Annotated in this window: 24 protein-coding genes, 3 tRNA genes and 1 pseudogene; 14 read left to right on the forward strand and 14 right to left on the reverse strand. The window is 67.9% G+C overall.

Going from position 1 to position 25,357, the window contains the following annotated elements; genetic code table 11:
- Positions 1–4 precede the first annotated feature (4 nt).
- The 5 genes and pseudogenes from ACFQGD_RS30985 to ACFQGD_RS31005 form a co-directional block, all read left to right on the forward strand.
- Positions 5–243, forward strand: a pseudogene (locus ACFQGD_RS30985) (DUF5131 family protein); the annotation flags it as partial.
- 151 nt (positions 244–394) lie between these two features.
- Positions 395–838: a helix-turn-helix transcriptional regulator gene (locus tag ACFQGD_RS30990; protein ID WP_345391343.1), complete on the forward strand. Its 444-nt coding sequence runs from the start codon at positions 395–397 to the stop codon at positions 836–838.
- Between the two features lie 10 nt (positions 839–848).
- A complete protein-coding gene (locus ACFQGD_RS30995) occupies positions 849–1,259 on the forward strand; it encodes a VOC family protein (protein WP_345391346.1) in 411 nt (136 codons plus the stop codon).
- Positions 1,256–1,879 (forward strand): glyoxalase, encoded by a 624-nt coding sequence (locus ACFQGD_RS31000; protein ID WP_345391349.1) that lies wholly within the window; start codon positions 1,256–1,258, stop codon positions 1,877–1,879. The genes ACFQGD_RS30995 and ACFQGD_RS31000 overlap by 4 nt, the downstream gene beginning before the upstream one ends.
- On the forward strand, positions 1,849–4,257 hold the full coding sequence (locus tag ACFQGD_RS31005) for an excinuclease ABC subunit UvrA (RefSeq protein WP_345391352.1): 2,409 nt from the start codon (positions 1,849–1,851) through the stop codon (positions 4,255–4,257). The genes ACFQGD_RS31000 and ACFQGD_RS31005 overlap by 31 nt, the downstream gene beginning before the upstream one ends.
- A gap of 54 nt (positions 4,258–4,311) precedes the next feature.
- Here ACFQGD_RS31005 and ACFQGD_RS31010 read toward each other — a convergent pair whose 3' ends face one another.
- The 6 genes from ACFQGD_RS31010 to ACFQGD_RS31035 form a co-directional block, all read right to left on the reverse strand.
- Positions 4,312–4,791, reverse strand: a complete 480-nt coding sequence (locus tag ACFQGD_RS31010; RefSeq protein WP_345391355.1) for a nitroreductase/quinone reductase family protein — start codon at positions 4,789–4,791, stop codon at positions 4,312–4,314.
- A 286-nt stretch (positions 4,792–5,077) separates the two neighbouring features.
- Positions 5,078–5,151, reverse strand: a tRNA-Phe gene (locus tag ACFQGD_RS31015).
- Between the two features lie 75 nt (positions 5,152–5,226).
- A complete protein-coding gene (locus tag ACFQGD_RS31020; RefSeq protein ID WP_345391358.1) occupies positions 5,227–5,790 on the reverse strand; it encodes an LppA family lipoprotein in 564 nt (187 codons plus the stop codon).
- Between the two features lie 91 nt (positions 5,791–5,881).
- A tRNA-Asp gene (locus ACFQGD_RS31025) sits at positions 5,882–5,955 on the reverse strand.
- Positions 5,956–5,969: 14 nt separating this feature from the next.
- Positions 5,970–6,042 (reverse strand) — tRNA-Glu (locus ACFQGD_RS31030).
- Positions 6,043–6,404: 362 nt separating this feature from the next.
- Positions 6,405–6,653 carry a hypothetical protein gene (locus ACFQGD_RS31035; protein ID WP_345391361.1) on the reverse strand — a complete coding sequence of 83 codons (249 nt, stop codon included), beginning with the start codon at positions 6,651–6,653 and terminating at the stop codon, positions 6,405–6,407.
- Between the two features lie 407 nt (positions 6,654–7,060).
- On the opposite strand from ACFQGD_RS31035, the gene ACFQGD_RS31040 reads away from it, so the two are divergent.
- Entirely contained in the window at positions 7,061–7,393 is a 333-nt protein-coding gene (locus ACFQGD_RS31040; RefSeq protein ID WP_345391364.1) for a hypothetical protein, read from the forward strand.
- A gap of 69 nt (positions 7,394–7,462) precedes the next feature.
- On the opposite strand, the gene ACFQGD_RS31045 is transcribed toward ACFQGD_RS31040, so the two are convergent.
- Positions 7,463–7,666 (reverse strand): cold-shock protein, encoded by a 204-nt coding sequence (locus ACFQGD_RS31045; protein WP_345391367.1) that lies wholly within the window; start codon positions 7,664–7,666, stop codon positions 7,463–7,465.
- Positions 7,667–7,987: 321 nt separating this feature from the next.
- Here ACFQGD_RS31045 and ACFQGD_RS31050 point away from each other — a divergent pair, with 321 nt between their 5' ends.
- Genes ACFQGD_RS31050 through ACFQGD_RS31060 form a run of 3 tightly spaced genes read left to right on the forward strand, consistent with a single transcriptional unit; the run spans position 7,988 to position 10,618 of the window.
- Positions 7,988–8,731 carry an Ig-like domain-containing protein gene (locus ACFQGD_RS31050; RefSeq protein WP_345391370.1) on the forward strand — a complete coding sequence of 248 codons (744 nt, stop codon included), beginning with the start codon at positions 7,988–7,990 and terminating at the stop codon, positions 8,729–8,731.
- Between the two features lie 42 nt (positions 8,732–8,773).
- Positions 8,774–9,358 carry a PaaI family thioesterase gene (locus ACFQGD_RS31055; RefSeq protein WP_345391373.1) on the forward strand — a complete coding sequence of 195 codons (585 nt, stop codon included), beginning with the start codon at positions 8,774–8,776 and terminating at the stop codon, positions 9,356–9,358.
- A gap of 48 nt (positions 9,359–9,406) precedes the next feature.
- Positions 9,407–10,618: a metallophosphoesterase gene (locus tag ACFQGD_RS31060; RefSeq protein WP_345391376.1), complete on the forward strand. Its 1,212-nt coding sequence runs from the start codon at positions 9,407–9,409 to the stop codon at positions 10,616–10,618.
- Between the two features lie 8 nt (positions 10,619–10,626).
- On the opposite strand, the gene ACFQGD_RS31065 is transcribed toward ACFQGD_RS31060, so the two are convergent.
- The 6 genes from ACFQGD_RS31065 to ACFQGD_RS31090 form a co-directional block, all read right to left on the reverse strand.
- Entirely contained in the window at positions 10,627–13,026 is a 2,400-nt protein-coding gene (locus tag ACFQGD_RS31065) for a serine/threonine-protein kinase (RefSeq protein ID WP_390183422.1), read from the reverse strand.
- Positions 13,027–13,035: 9 nt separating this feature from the next.
- On the reverse strand, positions 13,036–14,016 hold the full coding sequence (locus ACFQGD_RS31070; protein ID WP_345391379.1) for a glutamate ABC transporter substrate-binding protein: 981 nt from the start codon (positions 14,014–14,016) through the stop codon (positions 13,036–13,038).
- Complete coding sequence (locus ACFQGD_RS31075; RefSeq protein ID WP_345391382.1) at positions 14,013–15,404, reverse strand: hypothetical protein; 1,392 nt, start codon at positions 15,402–15,404, stop codon at positions 14,013–14,015. The genes ACFQGD_RS31070 and ACFQGD_RS31075 overlap by 4 nt, the downstream gene beginning before the upstream one ends.
- A gap of 127 nt (positions 15,405–15,531) precedes the next feature.
- Positions 15,532–15,813, reverse strand: a complete 282-nt coding sequence (locus tag ACFQGD_RS31080) for a metal-sensitive transcriptional regulator (RefSeq protein WP_345391385.1) — start codon at positions 15,811–15,813, stop codon at positions 15,532–15,534.
- 79 nt (positions 15,814–15,892) lie between these two features.
- On the reverse strand, positions 15,893–17,404 hold the full coding sequence (locus ACFQGD_RS31085) for a glycerol-3-phosphate dehydrogenase/oxidase (RefSeq protein WP_345391388.1): 1,512 nt from the start codon (positions 17,402–17,404) through the stop codon (positions 15,893–15,895).
- Positions 17,401–18,024, reverse strand: coding sequence for a TetR/AcrR family transcriptional regulator (locus ACFQGD_RS31090; RefSeq protein ID WP_345391391.1), 624 nt, complete (start codon positions 18,022–18,024; stop codon positions 17,401–17,403). Before ACFQGD_RS31090 ends, ACFQGD_RS31085 begins: the two co-directional genes overlap by 4 nt.
- Positions 18,025–18,070: 46 nt before the next feature.
- On the opposite strand from ACFQGD_RS31090, the gene ACFQGD_RS31095 reads away from it, so the two are divergent.
- The 3 genes from ACFQGD_RS31095 to ACFQGD_RS31105 all read left to right on the forward strand — a co-directional run bounded on the left by ACFQGD_RS31095 (position 18,071) and on the right by ACFQGD_RS31105 (position 21,565).
- A complete protein-coding gene (locus ACFQGD_RS31095) occupies positions 18,071–19,684 on the forward strand; it encodes an FAD-binding oxidoreductase (RefSeq protein ID WP_345391394.1) in 1,614 nt (537 codons plus the stop codon).
- Entirely contained in the window at positions 19,684–20,562 is an 879-nt protein-coding gene (locus ACFQGD_RS31100) for a diacylglycerol/lipid kinase family protein (RefSeq protein WP_345391397.1), read from the forward strand. Before ACFQGD_RS31095 ends, ACFQGD_RS31100 begins: the two co-directional genes overlap by 1 nt.
- A gap of 208 nt (positions 20,563–20,770) precedes the next feature.
- Positions 20,771–21,565: a hypothetical protein gene (locus tag ACFQGD_RS31105; protein WP_345391400.1), complete on the forward strand. Its 795-nt coding sequence runs from the start codon at positions 20,771–20,773 to the stop codon at positions 21,563–21,565.
- A gap of 3 nt (positions 21,566–21,568) precedes the next feature.
- On the opposite strand, the gene ACFQGD_RS31110 is transcribed toward ACFQGD_RS31105, so the two are convergent.
- Positions 21,569–22,591, reverse strand: a complete 1,023-nt coding sequence (locus tag ACFQGD_RS31110) for a DNA polymerase IV (protein WP_345392421.1) — start codon at positions 22,589–22,591, stop codon at positions 21,569–21,571.
- A 188-nt stretch (positions 22,592–22,779) separates the two neighbouring features.
- Here ACFQGD_RS31110 and ACFQGD_RS31115 point away from each other — a divergent pair, with 188 nt between their 5' ends.
- On the forward strand, positions 22,780–24,153 hold the full coding sequence (locus ACFQGD_RS31115) for an MFS transporter (RefSeq protein WP_345391403.1): 1,374 nt from the start codon (positions 22,780–22,782) through the stop codon (positions 24,151–24,153).
- 54 nt (positions 24,154–24,207) lie between these two features.
- Entirely contained in the window at positions 24,208–25,326 is a 1,119-nt protein-coding gene (locus ACFQGD_RS31120) for a tetratricopeptide repeat protein (protein ID WP_345391406.1), read from the forward strand.
- Positions 25,327–25,357: the final 31 nt, after the last annotated feature.

The following is a 25,357-nucleotide window of genomic DNA, read 5'->3' on the forward strand; positions in this document are numbered from 1 at the left end:
GTCGGTGACCTGGAACCCCACCACGGGGTGCGACCGGGTCAGCCCTGGCTGCGACAACTGCTATGCGCTGGCGTTCGCCGCTCGGCTCAAGGCCATGGGTAACGCGCGATACCAGCGCGACGGCGACGCCGCGACCAGCGGACCCGGGTTCGCCCTCACACTCCACCCAGACAAGCTGCGCGACCCGCTGCGGTGGCGGAGGCCCGGCTGGTTTTCGTCGACTCGATGAGCGACCTCTTCCACCCCGGTGTACCGGACGATTTCGTAAGCGACGTTGTCGAGGTGATGGAACTGGCCGACCGGCCGCCGTTCGGTTCCTCTCGCTCCAGCCGTTACTCGGGCCCGTGCCCGTCAACCCTGGGCAACTTAGGTGCGACGTGGCACGATCAAGCAGGTGGCCAGCAGACCAGCCGCCGAACAGCACCTCCGCGACCTCGCACGACTGCGCCGCGTTCGCGACCGGATCGATCGCGAGTACGCGCGCCCACTCGACGTCGAGGCGCTAGCCCGTGGCGCCCACATGTCGGCCGGACACCTCAGCCGCGAGTTCCGGCGTGCCTACGGCGAGTCGCCGTACAGCTACCTCATGACGCGGCGCATCGAGCGCGCGATGGCGCTCTTACGCCGTGGCGATCTCAGTGTCACTGAGGTCTGTTTCGCGGTGGGCTGCTCGTCGCTGGGCACATTCAGTACGCGCTTCGCCGAGCTGGTCGGCATGCCGCCGAGCGAGTATCGACGCCAGGCTGCGCGCGTGACGGCGGGCATGCCGCCATGCGTGGTCAAGCAGGTCACCAGGCCGATCAGGAATCAAGAAGCACAGGTCCCCGCGCCGCACTAGCGTGACGGCCATGGACATCACCATTCACACCAGTTACCTCCCGCACCAGGACCCGGACGCTTCGCTGGCCTTCTATCGCGACGTCCTCGGCTTCGAGGTCCGCAACGACGTCGGAAGCGGCACCATGCGCTGGATCGTGGTCGGCCCTCCGAACCAACCCGACACGTCCATCCTCCTGGCGCCGCCAGCCGCCGATCCCGGCATCACCGACGACGAGCGCCGCACCATCACGGAAATGATGGCCAAGGGCACTTTCGGCTGGATTCTGCTGGCGACCAAGGACCTCGACAGCACCTTCGAGCAGGTGCAGGCCAGCGACGCGGAAGTCGTCCAGGAACCGGTCGATCAGCCGTACGGGGTCCGCGACTGCGCCTTCCGCGACCCCGCGGGCAACATGATCCGCATCCAGGAGGTGTCATGACTGGCATCGCATTCGTCATCCTGGAAGATCCCGACCCCGCCACAGCCGACGCCTTCTACACGAAGGCGTTCGATCTGGGCACGACGGTACGGGTGCGAGAATCGCACGCGCCGACGACCGGTTTTCGCGGGTACACCCTGTCGCTCCTCACGTCGCAGCCGTCCAACGTTGACGCACTATTCGGATCCGCTATTGATGCCGGTGCCACGACGGTGAAGCCCGTCGCGAAAGGACTCTGGGGATACGGGGGCGTCGTACGCGCTCCGGACGGCGCACTCTGGAAGATCGCGACGCCGAAGAAGAAGGACACCGGGCCTGCCAGTCGGCAGGTGGACGAGATCGTTCTGCTGCTAGGCGTCGACGACATGCCCGCCAGCAAGCGGTTCTACGTCGATCGAGGCATGGCGGTGGCGCGTAGCTTCGGTCGCAAGTACACCGAGTTCGAATCATCGTCTGGACAGGTCAAACTGGGGCTCTGCGGACGTCGTGGACTGGCCAAAGACGCTGGCGTCCCGCCAGAAGGAACGGGGTCGCATCGGATCGTGATTGGCGGCGATGCCGGATCATTCACCGATCCCGACGGGTTCGTATGGGAAGCGCCACAGAGGGAGACACCTTGAGCATCGACACGAGCACGGAGACGCGACCGCCCGCGTCGCACGTCGCCGACAGTCACGACCTGATCCGGGTACACGGCGCGCGGGAGAACAACCTCAAGGACATCGACGTCGAGATCCCGAAGCGTCGGTTGACGGTCTTCACCGGCGTCTCCGGATCGGGCAAGAGCTCCCTGGTGTTCGGCACGATCGCGGCGGAATCGCAGCGGTTGATCAACGAAACCTACAGCGCGTTCCTACAAGGCTTCATGCCGACGCTGGCACGGCCTGACGTCGATGTGCTCGATGGTCTGACCACGGCGATCATCGTCGACCAGGAACGCATGGGGGCTGACGCCCGTTCCACGGTCGGCACGGCCACCGACGCCAACGCGATGCTGCGCATCCTGTTCAGCCGTCTTGGTCAGCCGCACATCGGCCCGCCGCAGGCGTTCTCGTTCAACACGGCGTCGGTCCAGGCATCGGGGATGCTCAAGAAGGGCGACGGCAAAGCCGAGAAGGTGACCTTCACCCGCACCGGCGGCATGTGTCCGCACTGCGAAGGTAGGGGGTCCGTCAGCGATTTCGACCTGTCCGCGCTGTACGACGACAGCAAGTCGCTGAACGAGGGTGCGATCACGATTCCCGGCTACAGCATGGACGGCTGGTACGGCCGGATCTTCCGCGGCTGCGGGTTCTTCGACCCGGACAAGCCGATCCGGAAGTTCACCAAGACCGAGCTCCACGATCTCCTCTACAAGGAAGCGACCAAGATCAAGGTCGACGGCATCAACCTCACGTACGCTGGGCTGATTCCGACGATCCAGCGGTCGATGCTCAGCAAGGATCGCGAGGCGATGCAGCCCCACATCCGGGCGTTCGTGGATCGCGCCGTCGTCTTCCAACCGTGCCCCGAATGCGACGGCACCCGGCTCAGCGAAGCGGCTCGGTCATCGAAGATCGCGGGTATCAACATCGCCGACGCCTGTGCCATGCAGATCAACGATCTGGCCGCGTGGGTCCGTAGGCTCGACGAGCCCACGGTGGCACCGCTGCTGCACGCACTGGGTGACACCCTCGACTCGTTCGTGGAGATCGGGCTCGGCTACCTGAGCCTTGATCGGCCGTCGGGCACGCTATCGGGCGGTGAGGCGCAGCGCACCAAGATGATCCGCCACCTCGGTTCGTCGCTCACCGACGTCACCTACGTCTTCGACGAGCCAACGATCGGACTGCACCCGCACGACGTCCAGCGGATGAACGACCTGCTGCTGCGGCTGCGCGACAAGGGCAACACGGTGCTCGTCGTGGAGCACGAGCCGGAAACGATGGCGATCGCCGACCACATCGTCGACCTCGGCCCCGGCGCCGGTCACGACGGTGGCGAGGTGGTGTTCGAGGGCACTGTCGAGGGGTTACGGACCAGTGGCACGCTCACCGGTCGGCACCTGGACGATCGCGTGTCACTGAAGCCATCCGTGCGCGAGCGCACCGGGGTGTTGGAGGTGCGAGGTGCCAATACGCACAACCTGGTCGACGTCGACGTCGACATCCCGCTCGGCGTGCTGACCGTCCTCACCGGAGTGGCGGGTTCGGGCAAGAGCTCACTGATCGATGGCTCCGTGGCCGGCCGCGATGGCGTCGTGTCGATCGACCAGAGCGCGATCCGTGGTTCCCGCCGGAGCAACCCGGCGACATACAGCGGGCTGCTCGACCCGATTCGCAAGGCGTTCGCGAAGGCCAACGCGGTGAAGCCAGGGCTTTTCAGCGCCAACTCCGAAGGCGCGTGCCCGACCTGCAACGGCGCCGGTGTCATCTACACGGACCTGGCGATGATGGCGAGCGTCGCCACCCCCTGCGAGGAGTGCGAGGGGAAGCGATTCGAGGCATCGGTGTTGGAGTACACGTTCGGCGGGCGCGACATCAGTGAGGTCCTCGCGATGTCGGTGACCGAGGCCCACGAATTCTTCGGCACCGGCGAGGCACGCACACCGGCGGCACACAAGATCCTCGCTCGGCTCGCCGACGTCGGGCTCGGCTATCTCAGCCTTGGCCAGCCGCTCACGACGCTGTCCGGCGGCGAGCGGCAGCGGCTCAAGCTGGCCACCCAGATGGCAGGGAAGGGCGACGTCTACATCCTCGACGAGCCGACCACCGGGCTTCACCTCGCCGACGTCGAACAGTTGCTCGGCATGCTCGATAGCCTCGTGGATTCCGGCAAGTCGGTCATCGTCATCGAGCACCACCAGGCCGTCATGGCACACGCCGACTGGATCATCGACCTCGGTCCTGGCGCCGGTCACGACGGCGGCAGGATCGTCTTCGAAGGCACGCCCGCCGACCTCGTCGCCGCACGATCCACACTCACCGGCGAACACCTCGCTGCCTACCTCGGTAGCTGACGGGGCCGGTGCACGCGGACGCTGGTGGCTGCTCGCGTCCGATGAGTCGCTGGGTCAGTTGCCGGCCGAGTCCGACGTCGGTTCGAGGATCACGACCGCGGTCTCACCGGGGCGGCGTGCAGCGTAGGCATCGAGGTTCGTGTCCAGCTCCTGCCACTGGGCCCAGAGCCGATCCCGTTCCTCGCCACTGGCCGCACGCCCCCGCACCCGCTGTCGGCCGCTGGCCAGCTCGACGGTGGCTTCGGGATTGGCCCGCAGGTTCAGCCACCACGCTGGCTCGGACTCCGCCCAGCCGTTCATCGCGAGGGTGACCAGGTTCGGACCATCCCGGACATAGCCGAGGATCACGCTGCGCTCCTCGCCGGAACGACGCCCAATGGTCGTGAGCCGCGCGGCTCCCCAGCGATTGGGCTTCGAGGACCAGAGACCTACGTGGCCACGCGTGACGCGATAGATAGCGCGGTGCGCCTTCCAGGCAAGGCGCACGACCCACCTCGGCGGAAGCCGCGCGGGTCGCGTGAGTTCGTTGGACATGAGCACCCCTGCTATCGGTCGGACAACCATAGCGCCCGGCAGATTGTGCAGAGTAGAGCCGTTTGTCCCAATTGTGGTCGAGGTTGCGGCTAGTTGATCTACTTTGCTCCCTAGGCGACCATCTAAACCGGACAAGCGGGATGAATTTTGGTAACGCAGGGAGCAAAGTAGATCGACTTCTCTCACGACACAACGTCACCTGCGGTCTACCCCAGGCACGCACCATGATCGGGAACCGGACGCAAAAAAGCCGCCCCGACCTAGGTCAGAGCGGCTTCACACAGGGTGGCCAGGGCCGGGATCGAACCGGCGACCTTCCGCTTTTCAGGCGGACGCTCGTACCAACTGAGCTACCTGGCCTTGCGGTATCCAAGGGTATCGCACGCGGAGGCAACCGGCGCAGCAGGGTCGACAGCGGGCGCCGTGCCGCGGTGGCTAGTACAGGGGCTCTTCGGGCTCCGGTGTGCCACGCTGGTGGGCCTCGCGACTGAGGTGGCAGCCGGTGCTCAGTCCGACAATGGTGTTCTCAGCGGTGCCGAAGATGAGCTCGGCGCCATAGGAGTCATAGATTGCGACCTCATGGTCACCCTCACGGTCGACAACCGTCCTCGGCTCGCCGAACCCGTGTTTACTGATCGTGTCCGTGACAAGCGCCACGGCTCGCGGCCAGTCAGCGTCCGAGATGTCGTCAGGCGAGTAGGCCGATGGGTAGAAGCGCACCTCGGCTTCCTTCACCTCGGACAGATCGCCGGGGCATGCCGCGCCGCTAACCGGTTCCTCATCCGGGATGAACGGCTCGATGCCGAGTTCGTCGACGAGACGGGTGCGGATGCGTTCCAGAAGCGCGAGGTAGTCAGCCTGAACGGTTTCGATGTCGGGACGCTCCATGAGCTGCTGGAACATCTCATGCGCGTCGTCCTCCGAGGGGCGGGTATCACATCCGCCGACGGCGAGGATGACCGCGACGGCGAGCGCGGTGAACCAGGTCGATGTCTTCATCAATACGTTCCCGGGACCGGCCTCGCCGCCATGGTGATCGACAACAAACAGCGGGCTTGCCGATGATCGGCAAGCCCGCTGAATATAAGAGCGACCCTGACGGGACTTGAACCCGCGACCTCCGCCGTGACAGGGCGGCGCGCTGACCAACTGCGCCACAGGGCCATGACTGTGCGTCGTACTCCCAACGGGATTCGAACCCGCGTTGCCGCCTTGAAAGGGCGGAGTCCTAGGCCGCTGGACGATGGGAGCCCGATCGATTCGGCGAACCGACCGACCGCGTTCCCAGAGCCATCGGAACGATTCCCTGGGAGCCACGTATAAGCATACGGCACTGCCTCAACCCATTTCACACGGGGGGTGCCTTCATTCTTAGAGCAGGTCAGCCCTGCCGCCACGACGACCACGCGCCGACATCGCCATCAAGCAGCCTGCCACCACTAGGTCACCCGCGTGACATCGTGAATCTTGCTTGCGTAATCGATTGCCAAGCTCGCACGCCGGTAGTACGGTCGTCCAAGTCGCCGTCTAGGTGCGCGACCAGGGGGTGCGCATCTGGATGGCGACAAATATGTGGCCACCCCGATACCACCTGGGACCGCACGACCGTCAGCTCACCGCTGCACCGGCGGCACACCATCGTCGTCGGGGATCAACCCAAGCATGTCGAGCAGCTGCTCACAGTCTTGCGCTCCTAATGACCCACTCGCGACGGCGATGCGCGCGCGACGCACCTGGTCGTCGGACACTCTCGCGGTGTCCGCGCCTCCTGACCGTTGGGACGGCACACCACCCGGTCCACGACCGGCCTCGGCGCCGTCGTACCGCATGAGGAACTCTCGGACTTCTAGCGACCCACCCACAGCGCCTCCTCACGCTCGACACGAACGGCAAACCGCCTGGCGGCGAGGCTAACCAGGTCACGACCATGACCGCAGCCCCCCGCTGGGTGAACTATTCATCACGGAACGTCGTAACGCCAGCTCGGCGGGTACTCGTCCCAAAACGGGTGAGTTCCCCACAGCAAGATGGAAGTAGCCCGCGGATGGCCACGGTATGACGACTCGGTGGCATCTTTTTGCGTACAGCGGTCGCGATAGGCCGGACTTTCATGTAACAATCGTGGTGCTGACACACCCCCGGTCAGCGCCTGTGGAGATCCCCTCCGGCCCCCGCGTTCCTCCCCCTGGCGCGGGGGCCTCTCCATGCATTGGCATGTTTCCGCGCCACCACCGTGGAGGGGTTGAGACCTTGTCGTTATCGTTGCCGCGTGGCCTTCCGATTCAACTCACGTAACTCAAAACAGCCCGACACGCCAGCGACCCAGCACGCGGACGAGAGCGCCCCGGACACGGAGCTGGAGAGCTACCTCGCGGCACTGGCGCCGGAGACGGGACCCGAAACGACCGACACCGGCAGGCGGTTCGGCGACGCGCAGGTGTTGCAGCTACGGCTGAACCTCATCGCGATCGACGAACTCAAACAGATCGCCCAGGCCCGCCGGACCTCACCCCAAGCGCTTGCCCAAGAGTGGGTTCTCGAACGGCTGTCCTGGGAAGCCGACGCGGCCGCGCAACGTCGTCAGCCATACCGCTACCGCTAGCCCCTCGCTCATAACAAGGTCCCCGGCGGCTATGCCACCGGGGACCTTGTCAGCTCAGTTCGCGCCAGATCAGATCGTGCGAACCTTCTGGGCCTGCGGCCCCTTCTGGCCCTGGCCGACCTCGAACTCCACTCGCTGGTTTTCTTCCAGGGTGCGGAAGCCGCGACCCTCGATCTCTGAGTAGTGCACGAAGACGTCGCCTTCGCCGCCATCCTGCGCGATAAAGCCGAAGCCCTTCTCGGCGTTGAACCACTTCACAGTGCCTTGCGCCACCGTTTTTCTCCTCGTTACAGAATCCGCTTCGAGTGCCCCGTGGGGCACCCGCGACCGTCCCGGGCGGTTCCAACGAGACGAGCTGCGCATACGCTCCAGCTCGCGTCAGAAGTTCCGCGAGCGTGAAGCCACGACCACGCAAAACGACGGCCTGCGCGCTAGCCTACCCGGAACCCGCGCCTTCGGAACACCCTTGGGAAAACGCGCGATCACGCGTCGCCACGCACAGACTCTTGCCACTTACCACTGTGCTCCCATTAGGGTGAACCAGCACGTCTTGATGGGCGTATTCCACGAGCCACGGTAAGGACGGGACAGCGCGTGCGGCGGCCTAACAGAACCACCCCGTTACGAGCGGTTTCGTCGCTCAATTCCCTGGTCATCGCGCTGTTCGTACCGGCCGCTCTGCTGGCGAGCGGGTGCGCGTCCGAGATCGTTCCCGCCGGGTCGAACACCACGCCCACGCCCACCGAGGGATTCCGCATCGTCCCGGAACCCGAATTCAATGCTTCCGGAGTTTCACCCGTTCAGCCTATACGCATCACGGTGACGGACGGCACCCTGCTGTCGGTGTCCCTCACCAACGATGAGGGCATCAAGGTCAAGGGTGAACTGTCCGACGACCAACGGCGCTGGACCGCGACCGAACCGCTGGGCTTCGACAAGCGCTATAAGTGGTCCGGAACGGCATTCGACGCCGAGGGCGAGCGCTTCCCCATAGAAGGTTCGTTCCGGACACTCGCGCCAGACACCGTCGTCGCCATTCAGCCAAACGTCGTCGACGGCGGGGTTTACCCCCGCACAGCCCCGATCATGCTGCGGTTCAGCACACCCATCGAGGACAAGGCCGCGGTCGAGCGCGCGCTCACGATCGATGCCAACCCGCGCACCAAGGGCGGGTGGTCCTGGAACGAGGACGCCACCATGATCACCTGGCGGCCAAAGCAACGATGGAAAGCGGGCACGGAGGTGCGGCTACTGGCGAACCTGTACGCGGTGCGCATGTCAGAGGGCCACTACGGCGCGACCGACGTGGACGTCAGGTTCCGCATCACACCCGACTGAACCGGAATACCGTTCACACCGACCGCAAGCTAGCGTGGAGTGGTGAGTTACACCGCGCAACCATGGCCGCCGATCGACACAGATCCGCCCGCGATCCACGAGAAGGCGCCCACCCCTGGCACCAAGCTCCAGCCGCACTACACCGAGTGTTTCGGTTGCGGTGACGAGCAGCCTGGCGGACTGCGGATGAGTACCGAGGTCGCCGAGTCGTACATCATCAAGTCGACGTTCGACGTCACCAGTGAGCACCAGGGTGCGCCGGGACTCGCCCACGGTGGGTTACTAGCCTGCGCGTTCGACGAGGCGCTCGGCACCGCGGTCGGTCAATTGCTGCGCAAGCCCGCGGTGACCGGCAAGCTCGAGACCGACTTCCGGAAACCGGTCCCGGTCGGCTCCACGTTGTATATCCACGCGCACGTCGACGGCGTGAGCGGGCGCAAGGTCTACGCCAGCGCCACCGGTCACCTGAACGCGGAGGACGGGCCTGTCGCCGTCCAGGCACGGGCGCTGTTCGTGATCGTCGGTATGGAGCACTTCACCGCGCACGGCGATGAGGATGCGCTGGACAAACTGCGCGACAGCGCCAAGAAGGCCGCCCAGCCGCAGCGCTGGGACATCAACCCGTAGGTCAAACGGAAGGCAGCGGCGTTGCTCTTCTTCGTCATCGTTGTACTCGTGCTGCTGCCCCTAGTGCACGTCTACCTGTGGCGGCGGCTGATCCACGACACCATGCCGCGCGGCACCGGACGTCGGATCGCGACGCTCACGCTCGTGACGATGGTCGTGTTGATGCTCGCGGCCCTCATGTTCGCCACGCGGATCGACCCGGACATCGGGCAGTGGTTAGCCTGGCCGGGGTATCTCTGGCTAGCGCTGTTCTTCTACCTGCTGCTGGCATTGTTGGTACTCGAGGTGCCACGGTTCGCGTTGCGCCGGTGGGCGCGGGGCGGGCCGTCCGATGGCTCGACGTCGGGCTCGCGGGCCCCCGGCCGCTCGACGCCGCCAACTGACGTCGAGCCGATCGCCACCGGCCCCGGCGCCGCCACCGCGCCCACGCTGGATCGACGTCGGGTGCTCGCGCGGGGCAGCGCCGCGATCGCGGGGCTCACGGCGGCTGGTCTTGTCGGGTATGGCACGACCGTCGCGCTCGGGCCGCCCAGCGTGACGCGGGTACCGATCGCCCTGCGCAAGCTCGACCCGCGAGTCGCCGGCTGCCGGATCGCACTCATCAGCGACATCCATCTCGGGCCGATCCTCGGCCGGTCATTCACCCAGCGGATCGTCGACATGATCAACGCTGAGGACGTTGACGCGGTCGGCATCGCTGGCGATCTCGTGGACGGCAGCGTCGATGACCTCGCGGACGCCGCCGCGCCGCTTGCCGGGCTGCGAAGCACGCACGGGACGTTCTTCGTCACCGGCAACCACGAGTATTACTCGGGCTATCAGGACTGGGTGGACTTCCTGCCCGACCTCGGGATCACGGTGCTCCGCAACGACCGCACCGAGATCACCCACAACGGTGGCACGTTCGACCTCGCCGGAATCAACGACGCCACCGCGTACCAATTCCAGGACCCCGGCGACGTCAGTGCTGCGCTCGCCGGGCGCGATCCGGAGCGGGCGGTGGTGCTGCTCGCGCACCAGCCGGTCGACCTCGAGGACGCCGTCGCCCACGACGTCGACCTGATGCTGGCCGGGCACACCCACGGCGGGCAGCTCACGCCGTTCGAGTTGCTGGTCACGCTGCAGCAGGGCGCCGTCGCGGGCATGTACCAGCGCGGCGGAACGAAGATGTACGTCACGCGCGGCGCGGGATTCTGGGGCCCGCCGGTACGTGTCGGCGCACCACCGGACATCACGATCGTGGAGCTGCGGGCGCAGTAGGCGCAGGCCTACGTCAGCGTCTTCGGCCGGATGGCGTTGGCCTTGTCCACCAAGGCGATGCGCTGTTCCGTGCTGGTCGAGAGCCGGGCGAGGGCGCGGTAGCACCGCTCCAGTCCAAATCGGACCTCGCGTTCGGTGAGCTGGCAGCCAAGCACCCGCGCGCCGCCGGCGCGGTTTCCGCCGGAGTGCCGCACCCAGCCGTAGGCCGCCTCGAGTACCTCGGCGGCGAGCAGCGCCCTGCGTTCGGCGTCCAGGGTGAGCCGTTCCAGCCGTTCAGAGGCGTCGATCAGGTCGTGCTCCGCCACCGCGATGCCGCCCCGCGCGGACGTCGTGCCGATCCGCGTCTTCGTCTTGATCGCGGCGACCTGGGCGGCGGTGTGATGTGTCGACGACAGCGGGATCGATTCCAGCACCTGCACCGCGCCGTCCCGCGCGCCCTGCGCCAAGTACACGCGCGCCAGTCCGAACGCGGCGCTGACGTAGGTTCGGTCGGTGCGCCAGACCATCTCGTAGTAGCGGGCGGCGGCCAAGTAGTCGCCCATCGCCTCAGACGTCACCGCGAGCCCGAGCTTGGGCGCGAGCTCGCCGGGCAGATCGTCGTAGACGGCGTCGAACGCGGCGTGCGCCAGCTTGTGCCGTCCGCCCGCCAGTTCGATCAACGCGCGATACCAGTCCAACCGCCAGTCGTGCGGGTACCCGCCCTTGACCGCGATGTACTGCGCGGCCTGCAACTGCCGGTTGGCTTCGGCCAGCTCGCCAAGCTCCACTCGCGCACGAACCACCCGCAGCCGCACCTCGATCGAGTCATGCGGCGCACGGGCCAGCGCCTCGATCACGCCGCGCGGCTCCGTCGCCGTCATGGACGCCAGCAGCGACGCGGCGGGGTCGTGGGTGTCGACCAGCGGCACCGGCAGTGACGCGATCACCTCAAGGGGGTCGGGTACCGGCACTCCATCGTCGCCGTCCGCGACGACGGCCTCAACACCGAACGTGCGATTCTCGGAGCCGAACATCGTCGACTCGCCCGGCTGCGGCGTCCCGGTGCCCAGCGCCATCGTCTCCCGCAGCACACCGGTCAGCTGGTCGGCCATCTCGGCGGCGGAGGCGAACCGGCGTCCAGGGTCGGAGTGCGTCGCCCGCTTCAACAGCCGGTAGTACGACCTGAACAGTGAGAACAGCGGGACGTCCTCTTGCGGCGGCAGCGTCGTCTTGTATCTGGTCGAGTACCCGGCGAACTCGAAGGACAGCACCGCGAGCGTGCGGCCGACGGTGAACAGGTCCGACTGCACGCTCGGCCCTTCGGTGGCCAGCTCGGGGGCGCTGTAACCGGACGTGAAGAACATCGGGCTGGTGTAGTCGTCCATTCGCCGGACAGCGCCCATGTCGATGAGCTTGAGGTGCTCGTTGGTCTGGATGACGTTGTCCGGCTTGAGGTCGCAGTACAGCAGGCCCTTGCTGTGCAGGTATCCCAGCGCGGGCAGGATCTCCAGCCCGTAGGCGAGCACCTGCCCGATCGGCAGCCCCTCTGGCTTCCCCGTCGCCCTGTGATGGGCGAGGGCGAGCTGCCGCAGCGACTGCCCGCCGACGTACTCCATCACGATGTAGCCGACGGTGGTGCCGGTCTTCGGGTCGGGGTGCTCGACGAAGTTGTAGATCTTGACGATGTTGGGGTGCTCGACCTCGGCGAGGAAGTTGGTCTCGTTGACCGCGGCGGCGATGGCGGTCTCGTCGCCGGTGTCGATGAGGCCCTTGAGCACCACCCAGCGGTCGGCGACGGCATGGTCCTGGGCCAGGTAGATCCAGCCGAGCCCGCCGTAGGCGAGCGCGCCGAGCACCTCGTACTGCCCGCCGATGGTCTCGCCTGGTGAGAGGCGCGGGGTAAAGGAGAACGCGGTGCCGCACTGCTCGCAGGTGCCCTCTGTCGGGCCGGGCTCGCCGTCGCTCGTCCTGCCGACCTTCGCGCCGCAGTTGCCGCAAAACCGCTTGTTCTCCGCGACGACGGGATGGCGCATCACGGCGGACTGCGGGTCGCGGTACGGCACCGGCGGCACGTCGACGATGCCCGCACCGAGTCCGCCTCGATGGCTCGACCTGCTCCGCGACGACGTCCTGCGCCCGGTGATGGAGCCGGACGCCGAGCCCCAGCCGGACCCGGACACCGAGTCAGACCCGGTGCCCGGGCGCGAGCCAGAAGCAGGCTCGGAAGACGCCGCGGGTTCGGGCGGTTGGACGACCTTGGTCTCCGGTGTCTCCTGCCGCAGCACGCTGGTCATCTCAGCGATCCGGTCGTCGGGCACTTCCTCGAGCTCCTCCGGCGGCGTCCACGCGCTGGTGACATCCGGAGTCGCCGCGCCGGGCTCGGGTTCAGCGTCGCCATTAACCTCGTCAGGACGGTCTGCGCTCGTCATCTCCTGCACCTACTTGTACGTCGGCTTCGGCGGCGACCCCGGACCAAGCGCAGGCTCGATCCACCTGTCGTACACAGCCTGCCACGTGTTCTCACGGAACTTCCGCAGTACGGCGTTGACGTAGCGGACCATGTCCGTGTTCTCCTTCGGGATGCCGACACCGTACGGTTCACTGGTGAACTTCGGGCCGACGACGTGAGTCGTCGGGTCCTGCTGCGCCATGCCTGCCAGGATCGTGTCGTCCGTCGACACCGCCTCGACCTGGCCCTGTTGGAGCAGCACAAGGCAGTCCGACCAGTTGTCAACGGCGACCGGTACCGGCCGCGATGGGGCCGCGGCGATGTTGCTCAGCGACGTCGACCCCGTCGTCGCGCAGACCTTCTTGCCCGCGAGGTCGGCGAGCCCGGTGTAGCCGGAACGCTTCGTGACGAGCACGCGCTGGCCAGCGACGAAATACACGCTCGAGAACTCGATCAGCTCCCTGCGCTCGCAGTTGATCGTCATGGTGCGAACGACGATGTCCACCGTGCCGTTACGCAGGACGTCGATGCGCTGCTGCGACGTGATCGCCTTGAACCGTACCCGATTGGGATCGCCGAACAGGGCCTTGGCGATCTCGCGGGCGAGAGCGATGTCGAAGCCTTCGAGGTCGCCCGTCGTCGGGTTGCGGAAGCCGAACAGGAAGGTGTTCTGGTCGACGCCGACCCGCAAGATGCCGCGCTTCTTGATCTTGGCCATGGTGGAGCCGCGCGGGGTGGCGAGCCCCTTGGGGCGCAGGCTCGCGGTCGGGTTGCCGCAGTCGTCGCTGACGGCACCGATGCTCTCGATTTCCGGGTTCACCTCGGCGTTGGCCGGCATCGGACGTTGCGCCGTGACCTGCGGCGCGAGATTGGGCGGCTCACCCGGGGAGCCGCAGCCCGCGAGCAGCAGCACACCCACGAGCCCGACAGCGAGCACGGCCGCGAGCCGACCGCTGACATGCCCGGTCATTGGTACTCCCTCAGCCGTTCCCTGATCCCGGCGCCGATGCCGAGCGCCGCGATGATCCCGAGCACGATCCAGCCAGGGGCGAGCAAGGTCAGCACTTGGGACGCCGCGGTGGTGTCGTCGTGAAACGCCTGCCTTGCCTCCTCGATCGCCGCGCGAAGGTGGTCGTCCAGCGCGACGAAGGCGACCGCGGCGCCGTCCGGCTTGCCGACGTCGATGGCGAGCTGGACTGCCTCGGCGTAGTCCCCCGCGTTGTCCAGTTCGCGCACCTTCGCGTGCGCGCGCAGCCACTTCTCGGCGCTCTCCTGCGCGAGCGCGACCTCACTGGCGAGCGGTGTGCCGTCCGTGGCGTCGGCGGCGACGTCAGCGAGCCAGCCACCGCCGCCGTCGTCTCCTGCCATCCGTCCGGACAGCCGGACGAACTCCTCCTCGTACGCACCGCCGTCACCCCTCGCGACCAGGGTCAATGTCTCATCCGCGCGCGATTTCAGCGCCGCGATCCGCGCCTGGACCAGCAGATCGACCTGCTCGGTTCCGTCGTCCTTGCCGTTGCCGATGTACACGCTCTGCACCGTCAGAGCCGCGACGCTCCACAGCACCCCAACACCGATGGCGAGCGTGGCCATGACCAAGCCGACGTTGAGCACACGGTTGGTCAGGCGCTTCAGATGGAGCTGGGTGGCGATCAGCGCGGCGAGCAGCGCGATCACGAACAGCATCGCGACCACTGGGAAGCCGCCCGCGTCATCCTGCTGCTCGGCCACGCGTTCGGTGTCGATCCGGTACAGCGCCTCGGCAGCGGGCAAGATCACCGTACGCATCAACGCGGACGCTTCCCGTAAGTAGGACGCGCCAACAGGAAAGCCCTGGCGATTGTTGGTGCGGGCGGTCTCGACCAGCCCGGTATAGACCGGTAGCTGTTGGCTGATGACATCGATCTGCGCGGTCATGCGTGGCGTCGCAGCGGGGTCGGACGCCGCCTTGCTCAGCGAGGATCCGGCCATCGCGATGTCGTTCTCGTAGCGTTGGCGCAGTTCCTCCGGTTCCTCGCCGGTGGCGAGGAACGCGCTTGCCGCGGTCGCGTCAGCGTCCGACAGCGCGCGGTAAACCTGCTGCGCAGCCGCGGCGAGCGGTTCTCGGCGTTCGGTGAGGTCGGTGAGAGTGTCGCTGCGATCGCGCACGGCGAACGACGCGGTGAGCGCGGCAAGCGCGGTCAGCACGATGAGACCAACCGCGATGACGGTCAGCCTGCCCGGTGTCATCGCCGCCGAGCGGATCACCGAGCGCAGGCCACGGCCTGGCAGGGCGAGCAGCGCGGCGAGCAAGGACCGGGCGTCGTCTGGCTGTTGCGGCACGGTCTGATACCGCGCACGATCAGCCGTGTCGCGCACCGGTGCCCCCTGTCGCTACGAATGGTGCTTCCCGACGAAACTAGCCGAACCGGGCATTCCGGAGCCAGGCGATGCGCCCTGCGGCACATATCAATCGCGACACGGCGCGGGTGGTGTGCGCTGGGCGTCAGGAGCGGACGAGGCGCGCGATGGCCTCGCTTGCCTCCTTCACCTTCGCCTCCGCGTCTTCCCCGCCGTCGGCGAGCGCCTCGGCGACGCAGTGCTGGAGATGCTCGTCGAGCAAGCCCAATGACACCGCCTGCAATGCCTTGGTGACGGCGGAGACCTGGGTGAGCACGTCGATGCAGTACTCGTCCTCTTCGATCATGCGCGCGATACCCCGCACCTGACCCTCGATCCGGCGCATACGCTTGAGGTAGCGGTCCTTGTCGTGGGTGTATCCGCGCATTGATGCTCCCCTGGGTGTGCTCGTCGTAGCACCCACCATCATACCGGGTAGGGGTATCCCTGCCCAGGGGTCGCGCACATCACTCCGCCGCGAGTGCCTTCTTGGCCGCGGGCATCGCGATATCCCGGTCGGTGGCGGCGAGCCCGACGCGCGTCCGGCGATCCAGCAGGTCATCGACGTCGAGGGCGCCCTCGTGCCGCACGGCGAACCGCAGCTCGGCTCCGGTGACGTCGATACCGTCCGCGATCGGCTCGGGGTCACCCTCGGCGAGCACCCTCAGCGCCTCGGTGCCGTAGCGACGAACCAGCCTGCGCGGCGCGGCCACCGACGCGAGCGCCTGCCGCGAGGCCGCGCCGACCAGCGGCAACCGCCGGGTGACGCACTCCCCCGCCGCCATCCCGCGCGCGGCGAGACCGACATCCAGGGCGTCCTGCGCCATGCGGCGGTACGTCGTCAGCTTGCCGCCGACGACGGTGACCAGGCCGTCCGGCGCGGTGATGACCGCGTGCTCGCGGGAGACGTCAGCGGTGCGACCGCCTCCGGCATCCAGCAATGGACGCAGTCCGGAGTAGGTGCCGAGCAGGTCGTCCCTGGTCAGCGGGGTCGTGAAGGCGCGGCTGATGGTGGCGAGCAGGAAGTCGATCTCCGCGTCCGACGCCGTGGGGACGTCGGGTATGTCGTCGGGTGCTTCCTCGTCGGTGAGGCCGACGTAGACGCGGTCGCCGGGCGCCGGCAGCGCGAACACGAACCGGTTGCGCTCGCCGGGGACGGGCACGGTCAGCCCCGCGCTCAGCCCACCGAAGCTGCGTTGCGAGAACACGAGGTGGGTGCCTCTGCTTGGCCGCAACGAGATGCCCTCGGCGACCTTCCCCGCCCAGACGCCCGCCGCGTTGATCACCAGGCTGGCGTCGACCGAGTGGGTGTCGCCAGTGAGGGTGTCCCGCAGCACCGCGCCTGCTCCGGTGACCTGTTCGGCGGCGCAGCGGGTGAGGATCCGCGCGCCGTGCGCGGCGGCCGTGCGAGCGATGGCGACGACGAGACGGGCGTCGTCGGTGAGCTGACCGTCCCAGAAGACGTAACCGCCGCGCTCGCTTCCGGTGATGGTAGGCGCGAGGCGGCGCACCTCGGCGCTGGTGACACGACGGGAGCGCGGCAGGGTGTGCCGGGAGGTCCTAGCGGCGACACGCAGCATGTCACCCGCGAGGAACCCCGCCCGCACCATGGCGGCATCGGCGGCACTCATGCTGGGCAGCAACGGAACGAGCTGCGGCATGGCGTGCACCAGGTGTGGCGCGGTGCGTTCCATCAGCACGCCGCGCTCGACGGCGCTCTCGTGCGCGATGCCGAACCCGCCGGACGCGAGGTAACGCAGACCGCCGTGGACCAGCTTGGAGCTCCAGCGGCTGGTGCCGAACGCGAGGTCGTGCTTCTCAGCGAGCACGACGGACAGCCCGCGAGACGCGGCGTCCAGCGCGATCCCAGCACCGGTTACGCCGCCGCCGATGACGAGAACGTCGACGAGTCCGTGACCCAGTTCGGCCAGCTCGCGAGCGCGGCGATCGGCGTTCAGCGACGCGTTCGGGGTGCTCATGGGGCCAGGTACCTCTCCAGCAGGTCGTGCAGTTGGTCATCAAGGACATCGAGCGGGGAGGCGGCGAGCGCCGGTCCGGTCAGCGCGAACGACCACGCGGTGAGCAGCACCGACTCGGCGCGTACGGCGACGTCGCCGTCACGGATGGAGCCGTCGGCGATGCCCTGGCGGATGCCGTGCTCGATGAGTTCGAGCTGGCGAGTGGTGTTGGTGCCGCGCCGATGCAGCAGGTACGGCAGTAGGAACTCGGGATCGACCTCGATGATCTTGCGCAGCATCCGATTGTCCCTGCTCGCACGCACGAGCCGGACGACGCCGCCGACGAGACGTTCGCGGGCGGTGCCCGATGTGACGTCCAGTTCCGCGTTGGCCAGCGTCGTCCACTCGCGGGTCATCAGGGTGGCGACGATCTCGCGCACGTTGTGCCAGCGGCGGTACAGCGTGGCACGGGAAACGTCAGCCGCACGGGCGATGTCGGCCATCGTCATGCGACGCATCCCGACGGCGAGCAGCAGCTCGTACGCGGCGTCGAGGATGTGCTGCTCGTCGATGAGGTTGGGCGCGCGACGCTCAGCGGTACCCACCTCGGTGTCATCCGTGTTGCGATGCTGCGACATCATGTGTCAAAGTGTATCAGCAAATGCCGTCCCGTCCGAAGAGGCGACCATGACCGAATCCGACATTCCCGTCGTCGACTTCCACCCGTACCGCTGGGGCAACCCATCCGCGCCAGCCGAACTACCCGACGCCGCGGCGGGCGCGTTGCAGGCGCTCGGCGTCACCACTCCCGAGCACGGGCCGGTGAAGGTGGACGAGATTCCACTGGCGCAGGTCGCGCTCGGCGAACAGGCACAAGCGGAGTTGGAGTCGATCGTCGGCGCGGAGCACGTGACGTCCGAGCATGCCGCGCGCATCGCCCACACGCGTGGCTGGTCCACATCCGATCTGTTGAAGATCCGCGCGGGCGACGCCAGCGACGCGCCGGACGCCGTCGTCTACCCCGGCTCGCACGACGAAGTCCTCGCCGTGCTGGAGGTTTGCTCGCGGCTGCGCGTCGCGGTCGTGCCGTACAGCGGCGGGACGTCCGTCGTCGGCGGCCTCGCCCCGGCGCGAGACTGGTTCGCCGGAGTGATCGCACTGGACATGGGGCGGCTCAACCGACTGGTCGACGTCGACCCGGTGTCGCGCACGGCGACGTTGCAGTCCGGCGCGCGCGGCCCGGAAGCGGAGCGACTGCTGCACGAGCACGGTTTCACGCTGGGACACTTCCCGCAGTCGTACGAGGGGGCGAGCATCGGCGGGTACGCGGCAGCACGCTCGGCGGGGCAGGCGTCGGCCGGGTTCGGGCGGTTCGACGAGATGGTCGTCGGGCTGGAGTTGGCGACCCCGCGCGGCACGGTGTCGTTGGGCAGCGCGCCGATGTCGGCGGCGGGCCCCGACCTGCGGCAGCTCGTACTCGGATCGGAGGGCACGCTCGGCGTGATCACGTCGGTCACCGTGCGGATCCGGCCGCTACCGGAGCAGCGGGTGTACGAGGGCTGGCGGTTCGAGTCGTTCAGCGAGGGCGCGGGGGCGCTGCGCGCACTGGCACAGGACGGTCCACTCCCGACAGTCATCCGGCTCTCTGACGAGGCGGAGACGGCGGTCAATCTGGCCGACCCCGGCTCGGCGTTGTCCGGCGGACCAGGCGGCTGCCTCGCGATCGTGGGGTACGAGGGCACCGCTGCGGACGTGACGGCGCGACGCGCGGCGGCATCCGCTGCCCTGACGGCGTCCGGCGGCACGGCGCTCGGCACAGAACCGGGCGAGAAGTGGCGTACCGGACGGTATCGCGCGCCGTACCTGCGGGATCCACTGCTGGACGCGGGCGTGCTGGTGGAGACACTTGAGACGGTGACCTTCTGGTCCAATCTGGACACGCTGAAGGAGGCCGTCACGTCCGCGATCACCGGCGCGCTCGGTGAGCAGGGCGTGCAGGGGCTGGTGCTCTGCCACATCTCGCACGTCTATGAGACCGGCGCGTCGCTGTACTTCACCGTGGTGTGCGCGCAGACAGCGGACCCGCTCGGCGAGTGGACGAAGGCGAAGGAAGCCGCGAACCGAGCGATTCGCGAGTGCGGCGCGGCGATCAGCCACCACCACGGCGTCGGCACCGACCACCGCGAGACGTACGGCGAGGAGATCGGGGCACTGGCGTCCGACGTGTTGCGGGAGGTCAAACGTACGCTCGATCCGGCGGGCATTCTCAACCCCGGCGTGCTGATCCCGGCGGCGTCCTGATGCGGTCCTTCACCGCACTGATCAACCCGATCTCCGGTGGTGGGCACGCCGCTCGTGTGTGGGAACCGATCGCGGAGACGCTGTCCACAGCTGGCGCCCCGGTGCGGGTGGTCGAGACGACTGACGCCGCGCACGCTCGGTCAACCGCCGCGGAGACCGCGCGAGCCGGGGACGTCGTCGTCGCCGTCGGCGGCGACGGGCTTGTCCGCGACGCCGCCGGCGGCGTGGTTGACGCGGGCGGAGTGCTCGGCATCGTTCCTGCTGGCCGGGGCAACGACCTGGGGCGCGCGCTCGGACTGCCATCCTCGGCCGCTGAACTGGCGCGGCTGCTGCTGTCCGGCGAGCCGCGCGCCATAGACGTCCTCGACGCGGACGGCGTCGTCGTCCCGGGCAACGTCTACGTCGGCATCGACTCGATGTCCACGCGGATCATCAACGACACCCGGTGGTTGCCCGCGCTACTGGCGTATCGGCTGGCACCGGTGCGGGCGATACTGCGGTGGCGCTCGCCAACGTTCACGGTGACCACGGACGGCGACGCGCGCTCGGTGTGCGCGTACTCCGTCGTGGTGGCGAACTCGGGCGCGTACGGCCACGGGCTGCGGATCGTGCCGTCCGCCGTGCTGGACGACGGGAAGCTCGACGTGATGGCCGTCGGCGACGGCCCCCGGCGTGAGCTGGTGAAGTTCATGCGGGAGGCGAAGACGGGCGAGCACATCCGTCGTCCGGAGGTCACACTCGTCGCGGGGACGTCGGTGACCATCGACGCGGACGCCGATGTCCCGGTCTGCGCCGACGGCGACGAGATCGGCACCCTCCCTGTGACGGTCCACGTCCGCCCAGCCGCCCTGCGGCTGTTGGCCCCGGTGGCACACTGACCGCCGTGTCCCCCGTTCCCGTGCTCTGTTCAGCACGGTCGACAACGTCGGTCGCAGGGGTCACGGCGCTCCAAGTCGGAGCTCGCGGCCCCGGAGCGCGGAACCCACCGCGGCGGATCGTGGGACTCGCGCCTCCGTAACTCGGGACTCGCGACACGGCGGACAACTCGCGGTGTCGAAAGGTGCGACTCGCGAGTACCGTGCCCGCATGTCGCAACCACCGATCAATCCGGAACGGCAACCGCCGGAGCGGTATCGGCATCCGCAGCCGCCGTACGAACAGCCGTACCAACAACACGGTCCACCGGCATACCCACCACAGCGTCCGCAAGCGGAGCCCCCACCACCCCCGCCACCGTCGCCCGGACGCGGGTTCCGCCTGCCCGGCCTCGGGCTGATCCTCACCCTGCTCGGTCTGGTCGTCCAACTGCTCAGCGTCACGGTGCTGCCGTGGCTGGCCATGACCAACGGCACGTCGACGAGCCAGTCGCTGGTCGACCTGTGGTCCGGCGACGTCGACCTGGCCGCGAGCGGGTTCGGCGAGTCGTACGTCGAGATCTTCAGTTATCCGCTGGTCGTGCTCGGTGTCCTGCTCGCGTTCGCCGCCGTGCTGGAGTCCGTCGCGCTCAAGGTCATCTGGGGTGGGCTCGCACTGATCGGCGCCGGATTCCTCGCCCTCAAGTACGGCCTCGGCTCGTTCGTCGACCTGGGTGACACCATCGGCGGTGACGTCGAACTCACCCCACTCAACATCACCATCGGCATGGTCGCGATCGGCGTGCTCGTCGTGGTGATCTTCGTGCTCAAGACCGCGGTCGCGATGTTCCGCAGGGTCGCGATCGCGATCTTGCTGGTGTCCGCCGCGGTGCACGTCGCGGCGGTCGCGGACATCTCGAGCGCGTCGGACCTCACCGAGCTGAGCATCGGAGCGTTCGGCCCAGCGGTCGGTTACCTGCTGTGTGCGGCGGCGGCGATGGCCCCGCGCAGACTGCCAGGCATGTAGCCGCTATCGCTCGAACTCCGCACGGACACCGAGCAGGCGCACCGCACGGGACGGTTCGAACCGCCCGAGCACGTCCAGTGCCGCCTGCTCGATGTCCGCCGGGTCGGACGTCGGCACGGGCAGCGTCACGCCGTGCGACTCCGTTTCGAACGGCGCGAACCGCACCTTCACCACCACCCGCGCCGCAGGCCTGCCCTCCTCGGCGACGTCGTCAGCGGCCCGGCGTGCGAGCACGGCGATCTCGCGTTCGACGTCGTCCCACGTGGTGAGGTTCTGCTGGAACGTCGTCTCCCTGCCGCGCGAGCGCGCGACGTACGGGGTCGCTGATACCTCCGTCTCACCTCTGCCCTGCGCGAGATACCAGATCCACGGCCCCATCGTCGGCCCGAACCGCTCCGCGAGCGCGTTCCGGTCGGCGGCGGCCAGCTCGCGAACCGTCGTGATCCCGAGCGCGGCCAGCTTCTTCGTCGTCTTGGCGCCGACGCCGAGCAGCGCGTCGGGCGGGCGGTCCGCCATCACCTCGTACCAGTTCTCCCGAGTGAGCCGGAAGACACCCGCGGGCTTGCCGAAGTCGGTGGCCAGCTTCGCGCGCAGCCGGTTGTCCCCGATGCCCACCGAACAGTCCAGCTCGGTCGCGGCCCGCACGGCACGCTGGAGCTCACCGGCGAGCGCCTCGGGATCGTCGGTCTCCACCCCGAGATACGCCTCGTCCCAGCCGAGCACCTCCACGGGCGCGCCGAACTCCCGCAGGGTGTCCATGACCCGCGCCGACACCGCGTTGTAGACGTCGGCGTCCACCGGGAGGAACACCGCGTCAGGGCAGCGCTTGGCCGCGGTACGCAGCGGCATTCCCGACCGCACCCCGAACTCCCGCGCCTCGTACGAGGCCGTCGACACCACTCCCCGCTGCGTGGGATCGCCTTCTCCCCCGACGATCACCGGTTTCCCACGCAGCTCGGGTCGTCGCAGCAACTCCACCGCCGCGAGGAACTGATCCAGATCAACATGCAGCACCCACCACGCCACAGCCCACAGTGTGCCGCATGGCACCGACAACGTGGGGCGAATCACGGCGACCCGTTGGCCGCCTGACCAGCGTTCCACCGCGTTGACCTGCGCGGAGAGGTTTCGGTTACGCCGCTGAAACGCGGCGGAATCGGCTCGGACACGTCTCCGCACGACGCTCGGCACGAAGTCGTAACGGGAGGTAGCCGATGACGGCCGTGCTCACCGAGCCAGCCGAACAACCGGGCGACCAGCGGCCACGTCAGCGACGCGGCTGGATCGACGTCTGGGATCCGGAGAACCCGGCGTTCTGGCAGCGCACCGGACGTCGCATCGCCTGGCGCAACCTGGGCGTCGGCGTGGTGGCGGAACACCTGGCGTTCAACGTGTGGCTGCTGATGAGCGTGGTCGTCGTGAGTCTGAACGACGTCGGGTTCGCGTTCACGACCAGCGAGAAGTTCCTGTTGGTGATCGTGCCGAACCTGGTCGGGGCGCTGCTGCGAGTGCCGTACACGTTCGCGTTGCCTGTCTTCGGTGGCAGGGCGTGGACGACGATCGCGACGTCGGTGCTGCTGGTGCCGTGCGCGATGCTGGCCTACGCGGTGACCAGCGGCGCGCCGTACTGGTTCTTCCTGCTGACGTCGGCAGCGATGGGGCTCGGCGGCGCGACGTTCTCGTCGTCGATGGCCAACATGTCGTTCTTCTTCCCCGACCGCGAGAAGGGCTTGGCGCTGGGCCTGAACGCGGCGGGCGGCAACATCGGCGCGGCGGTCGCACAACTCGTGGTGCCGCTGGTGATCACGCTGGGCACCGGCATCAACCTGGCGTACGCGGCGCTGCTATGGATGCCGTTGATCATCGTCTCCTCGGCGTGCGCGTGGCGGTACATGGACAGCCTGACCAGCGCGAAGCCGGACGGCTCTTCATACAAGGCCGCGTTGCGTACGAAGCACACCTGGATCGCGTCGCTGCTCTACGTCGGTGCGTTCGGGTCGTTCATCGGGTTCTCGTTCGCGTTCCCGCTGCTCATCGGCACCAGCTTCGCCGAGTACGACCACTTCATCGGGTTCGCTTTCCTCGGTGCGCTGATCAGCGCGCTGTGCCGTCCGGTCGGCGGCTGGCTCGCCGACCGCTTCAGTGGGGCACGCATCGCACTGCTCGCGTTCGCCGGGATGGCGGTCGGCGCGGCGACCGCGCTCATCGGCGTCACCGACCACGACTTCGGCGTGTTTTTCTGCTCGTTCATCGCGTTGTTTGTGCTCACCGGAATCGGCAACGGCGCCATCTACCGGATGATCCCGTCGATTTTCACCGCACGAGCGCGGGAACGTGGGGACGACGTCAGTGCGGCCAAGCGGCAGGCGGGCGCGGTCGTCGGGCTCACGGGTGCGGTTGGCGCCATCGGCGGGGTCGCGGTGAACCTAGTGTTTCGATTCGCACTGTCGAACGGCGGATCGCTGGTGCCGGCGCTGGCTGTGTTCATCTGCTTCTACGGCGTCTGCATCACCGTGACCTGGTGGTTCTACCTGCGGTCGCGGTTCGCGATCGAGCGGGTGCCGAACCTCGCCTACGCCTCGGTTTGATGAGCGAAATCGACCAGTGACGAGCGCGTGAAACCTGGCACACTGCTGGGGGTGATGGAAAGCGCGCGAGACGAGCTCGCCCGGCTGCGGCAGAACCGTTCGGGCTGGCAGGAGCTGCGTTACGACGAGGCTGTCGGTGCCGACGGTTACGCCTACGACACGGCGATGGCGCGGCGGGCGAAGGTGCTGTGGGCATTGCAGTACGACCGCAGGGCCGACGATCATGACCTGCTGCGACACATCGCGGAGCAGGAAGCGGTGTGCCGGCGGAAGGCACCGCTCGCCGGACTCAGCGACGAGGCGCGGCTAGCCGGGTTCCTGCTCGCCGAGCACGGTGAGATCGAAGACGTCTGGACGCAGTGGGCGATCAAGCGCGCGAACTTCGACACGACCACCGGCTACGACGTCGAGCACCTACTCGCTGCCGGGGTGGCTGCCACGATCGAGTACGTCCGCGCGAGCGACCACGAGGACAAGGACGCGCTGCTGAAGCAGGTCCTCGACCGGCGCGGCGAGCCGATCGTGACCGAGGACGAGCTGGCAGCGTGGTTCGAGCGGAAGAGCAGGCAGTTCCCCACCGATCCGGACGCGGAGGACCCGATGACCTGGGTCGAGCGAGCCCGGCTTGTCGGTGACGTCGATGCCGCGCGCGACTACCTGGCGCGGTGGGCCGATGGCCGCGCGCGTGACCAGTCGACGCTAAGTCAGCTGCGTTACCACCAGAGCGCCGTTGGCGATTACGCGGCGGCGGCGCAGACCCAGGAGGAGTACTTGTCGCTGCTGGGCACGCCGCGCGACCTCGCCGTCAACTGGTGCACCCTCGCCGAGTTCCGGCGCAGGGCTGGACAGTACGAGGCGGCGCTCGCGGCGCTGCGACAGTGCGGCCGGGTGATTGTCGACGTCCCGAATTGGGAGCAGTACGCGATGGGCCGTACGTACGTGAAGGAACTGGTGCTGCTCGCGCTCGCCGCCGACGTTCAGCTGGCCAGCGCCGTGTTCGCCGAGGCCGACGGCGTAGCATCCGCTGTGCCCAGGCTGCCGGCGACGATGCTCGCCGCGACGGCCGAAGCCGCCGAGCGCACCGGGCACCACCTACGCGCGGAACACTACCGCGAGCGGCTGGCGGAGGAGCAGCGCCAGGCTGGGTCGGAGACGGACCGCTCGCGCGGGTGACGGCGGCCTGGGACACGATGTCACCGGGTAG

This window comes from Haloechinothrix salitolerans (genome assembly GCF_042662605.1).
GTDB lineage: Bacteria > Actinomycetota > Actinomycetes > Mycobacteriales > Pseudonocardiaceae > Haloechinothrix_A > Haloechinothrix_A salitolerans.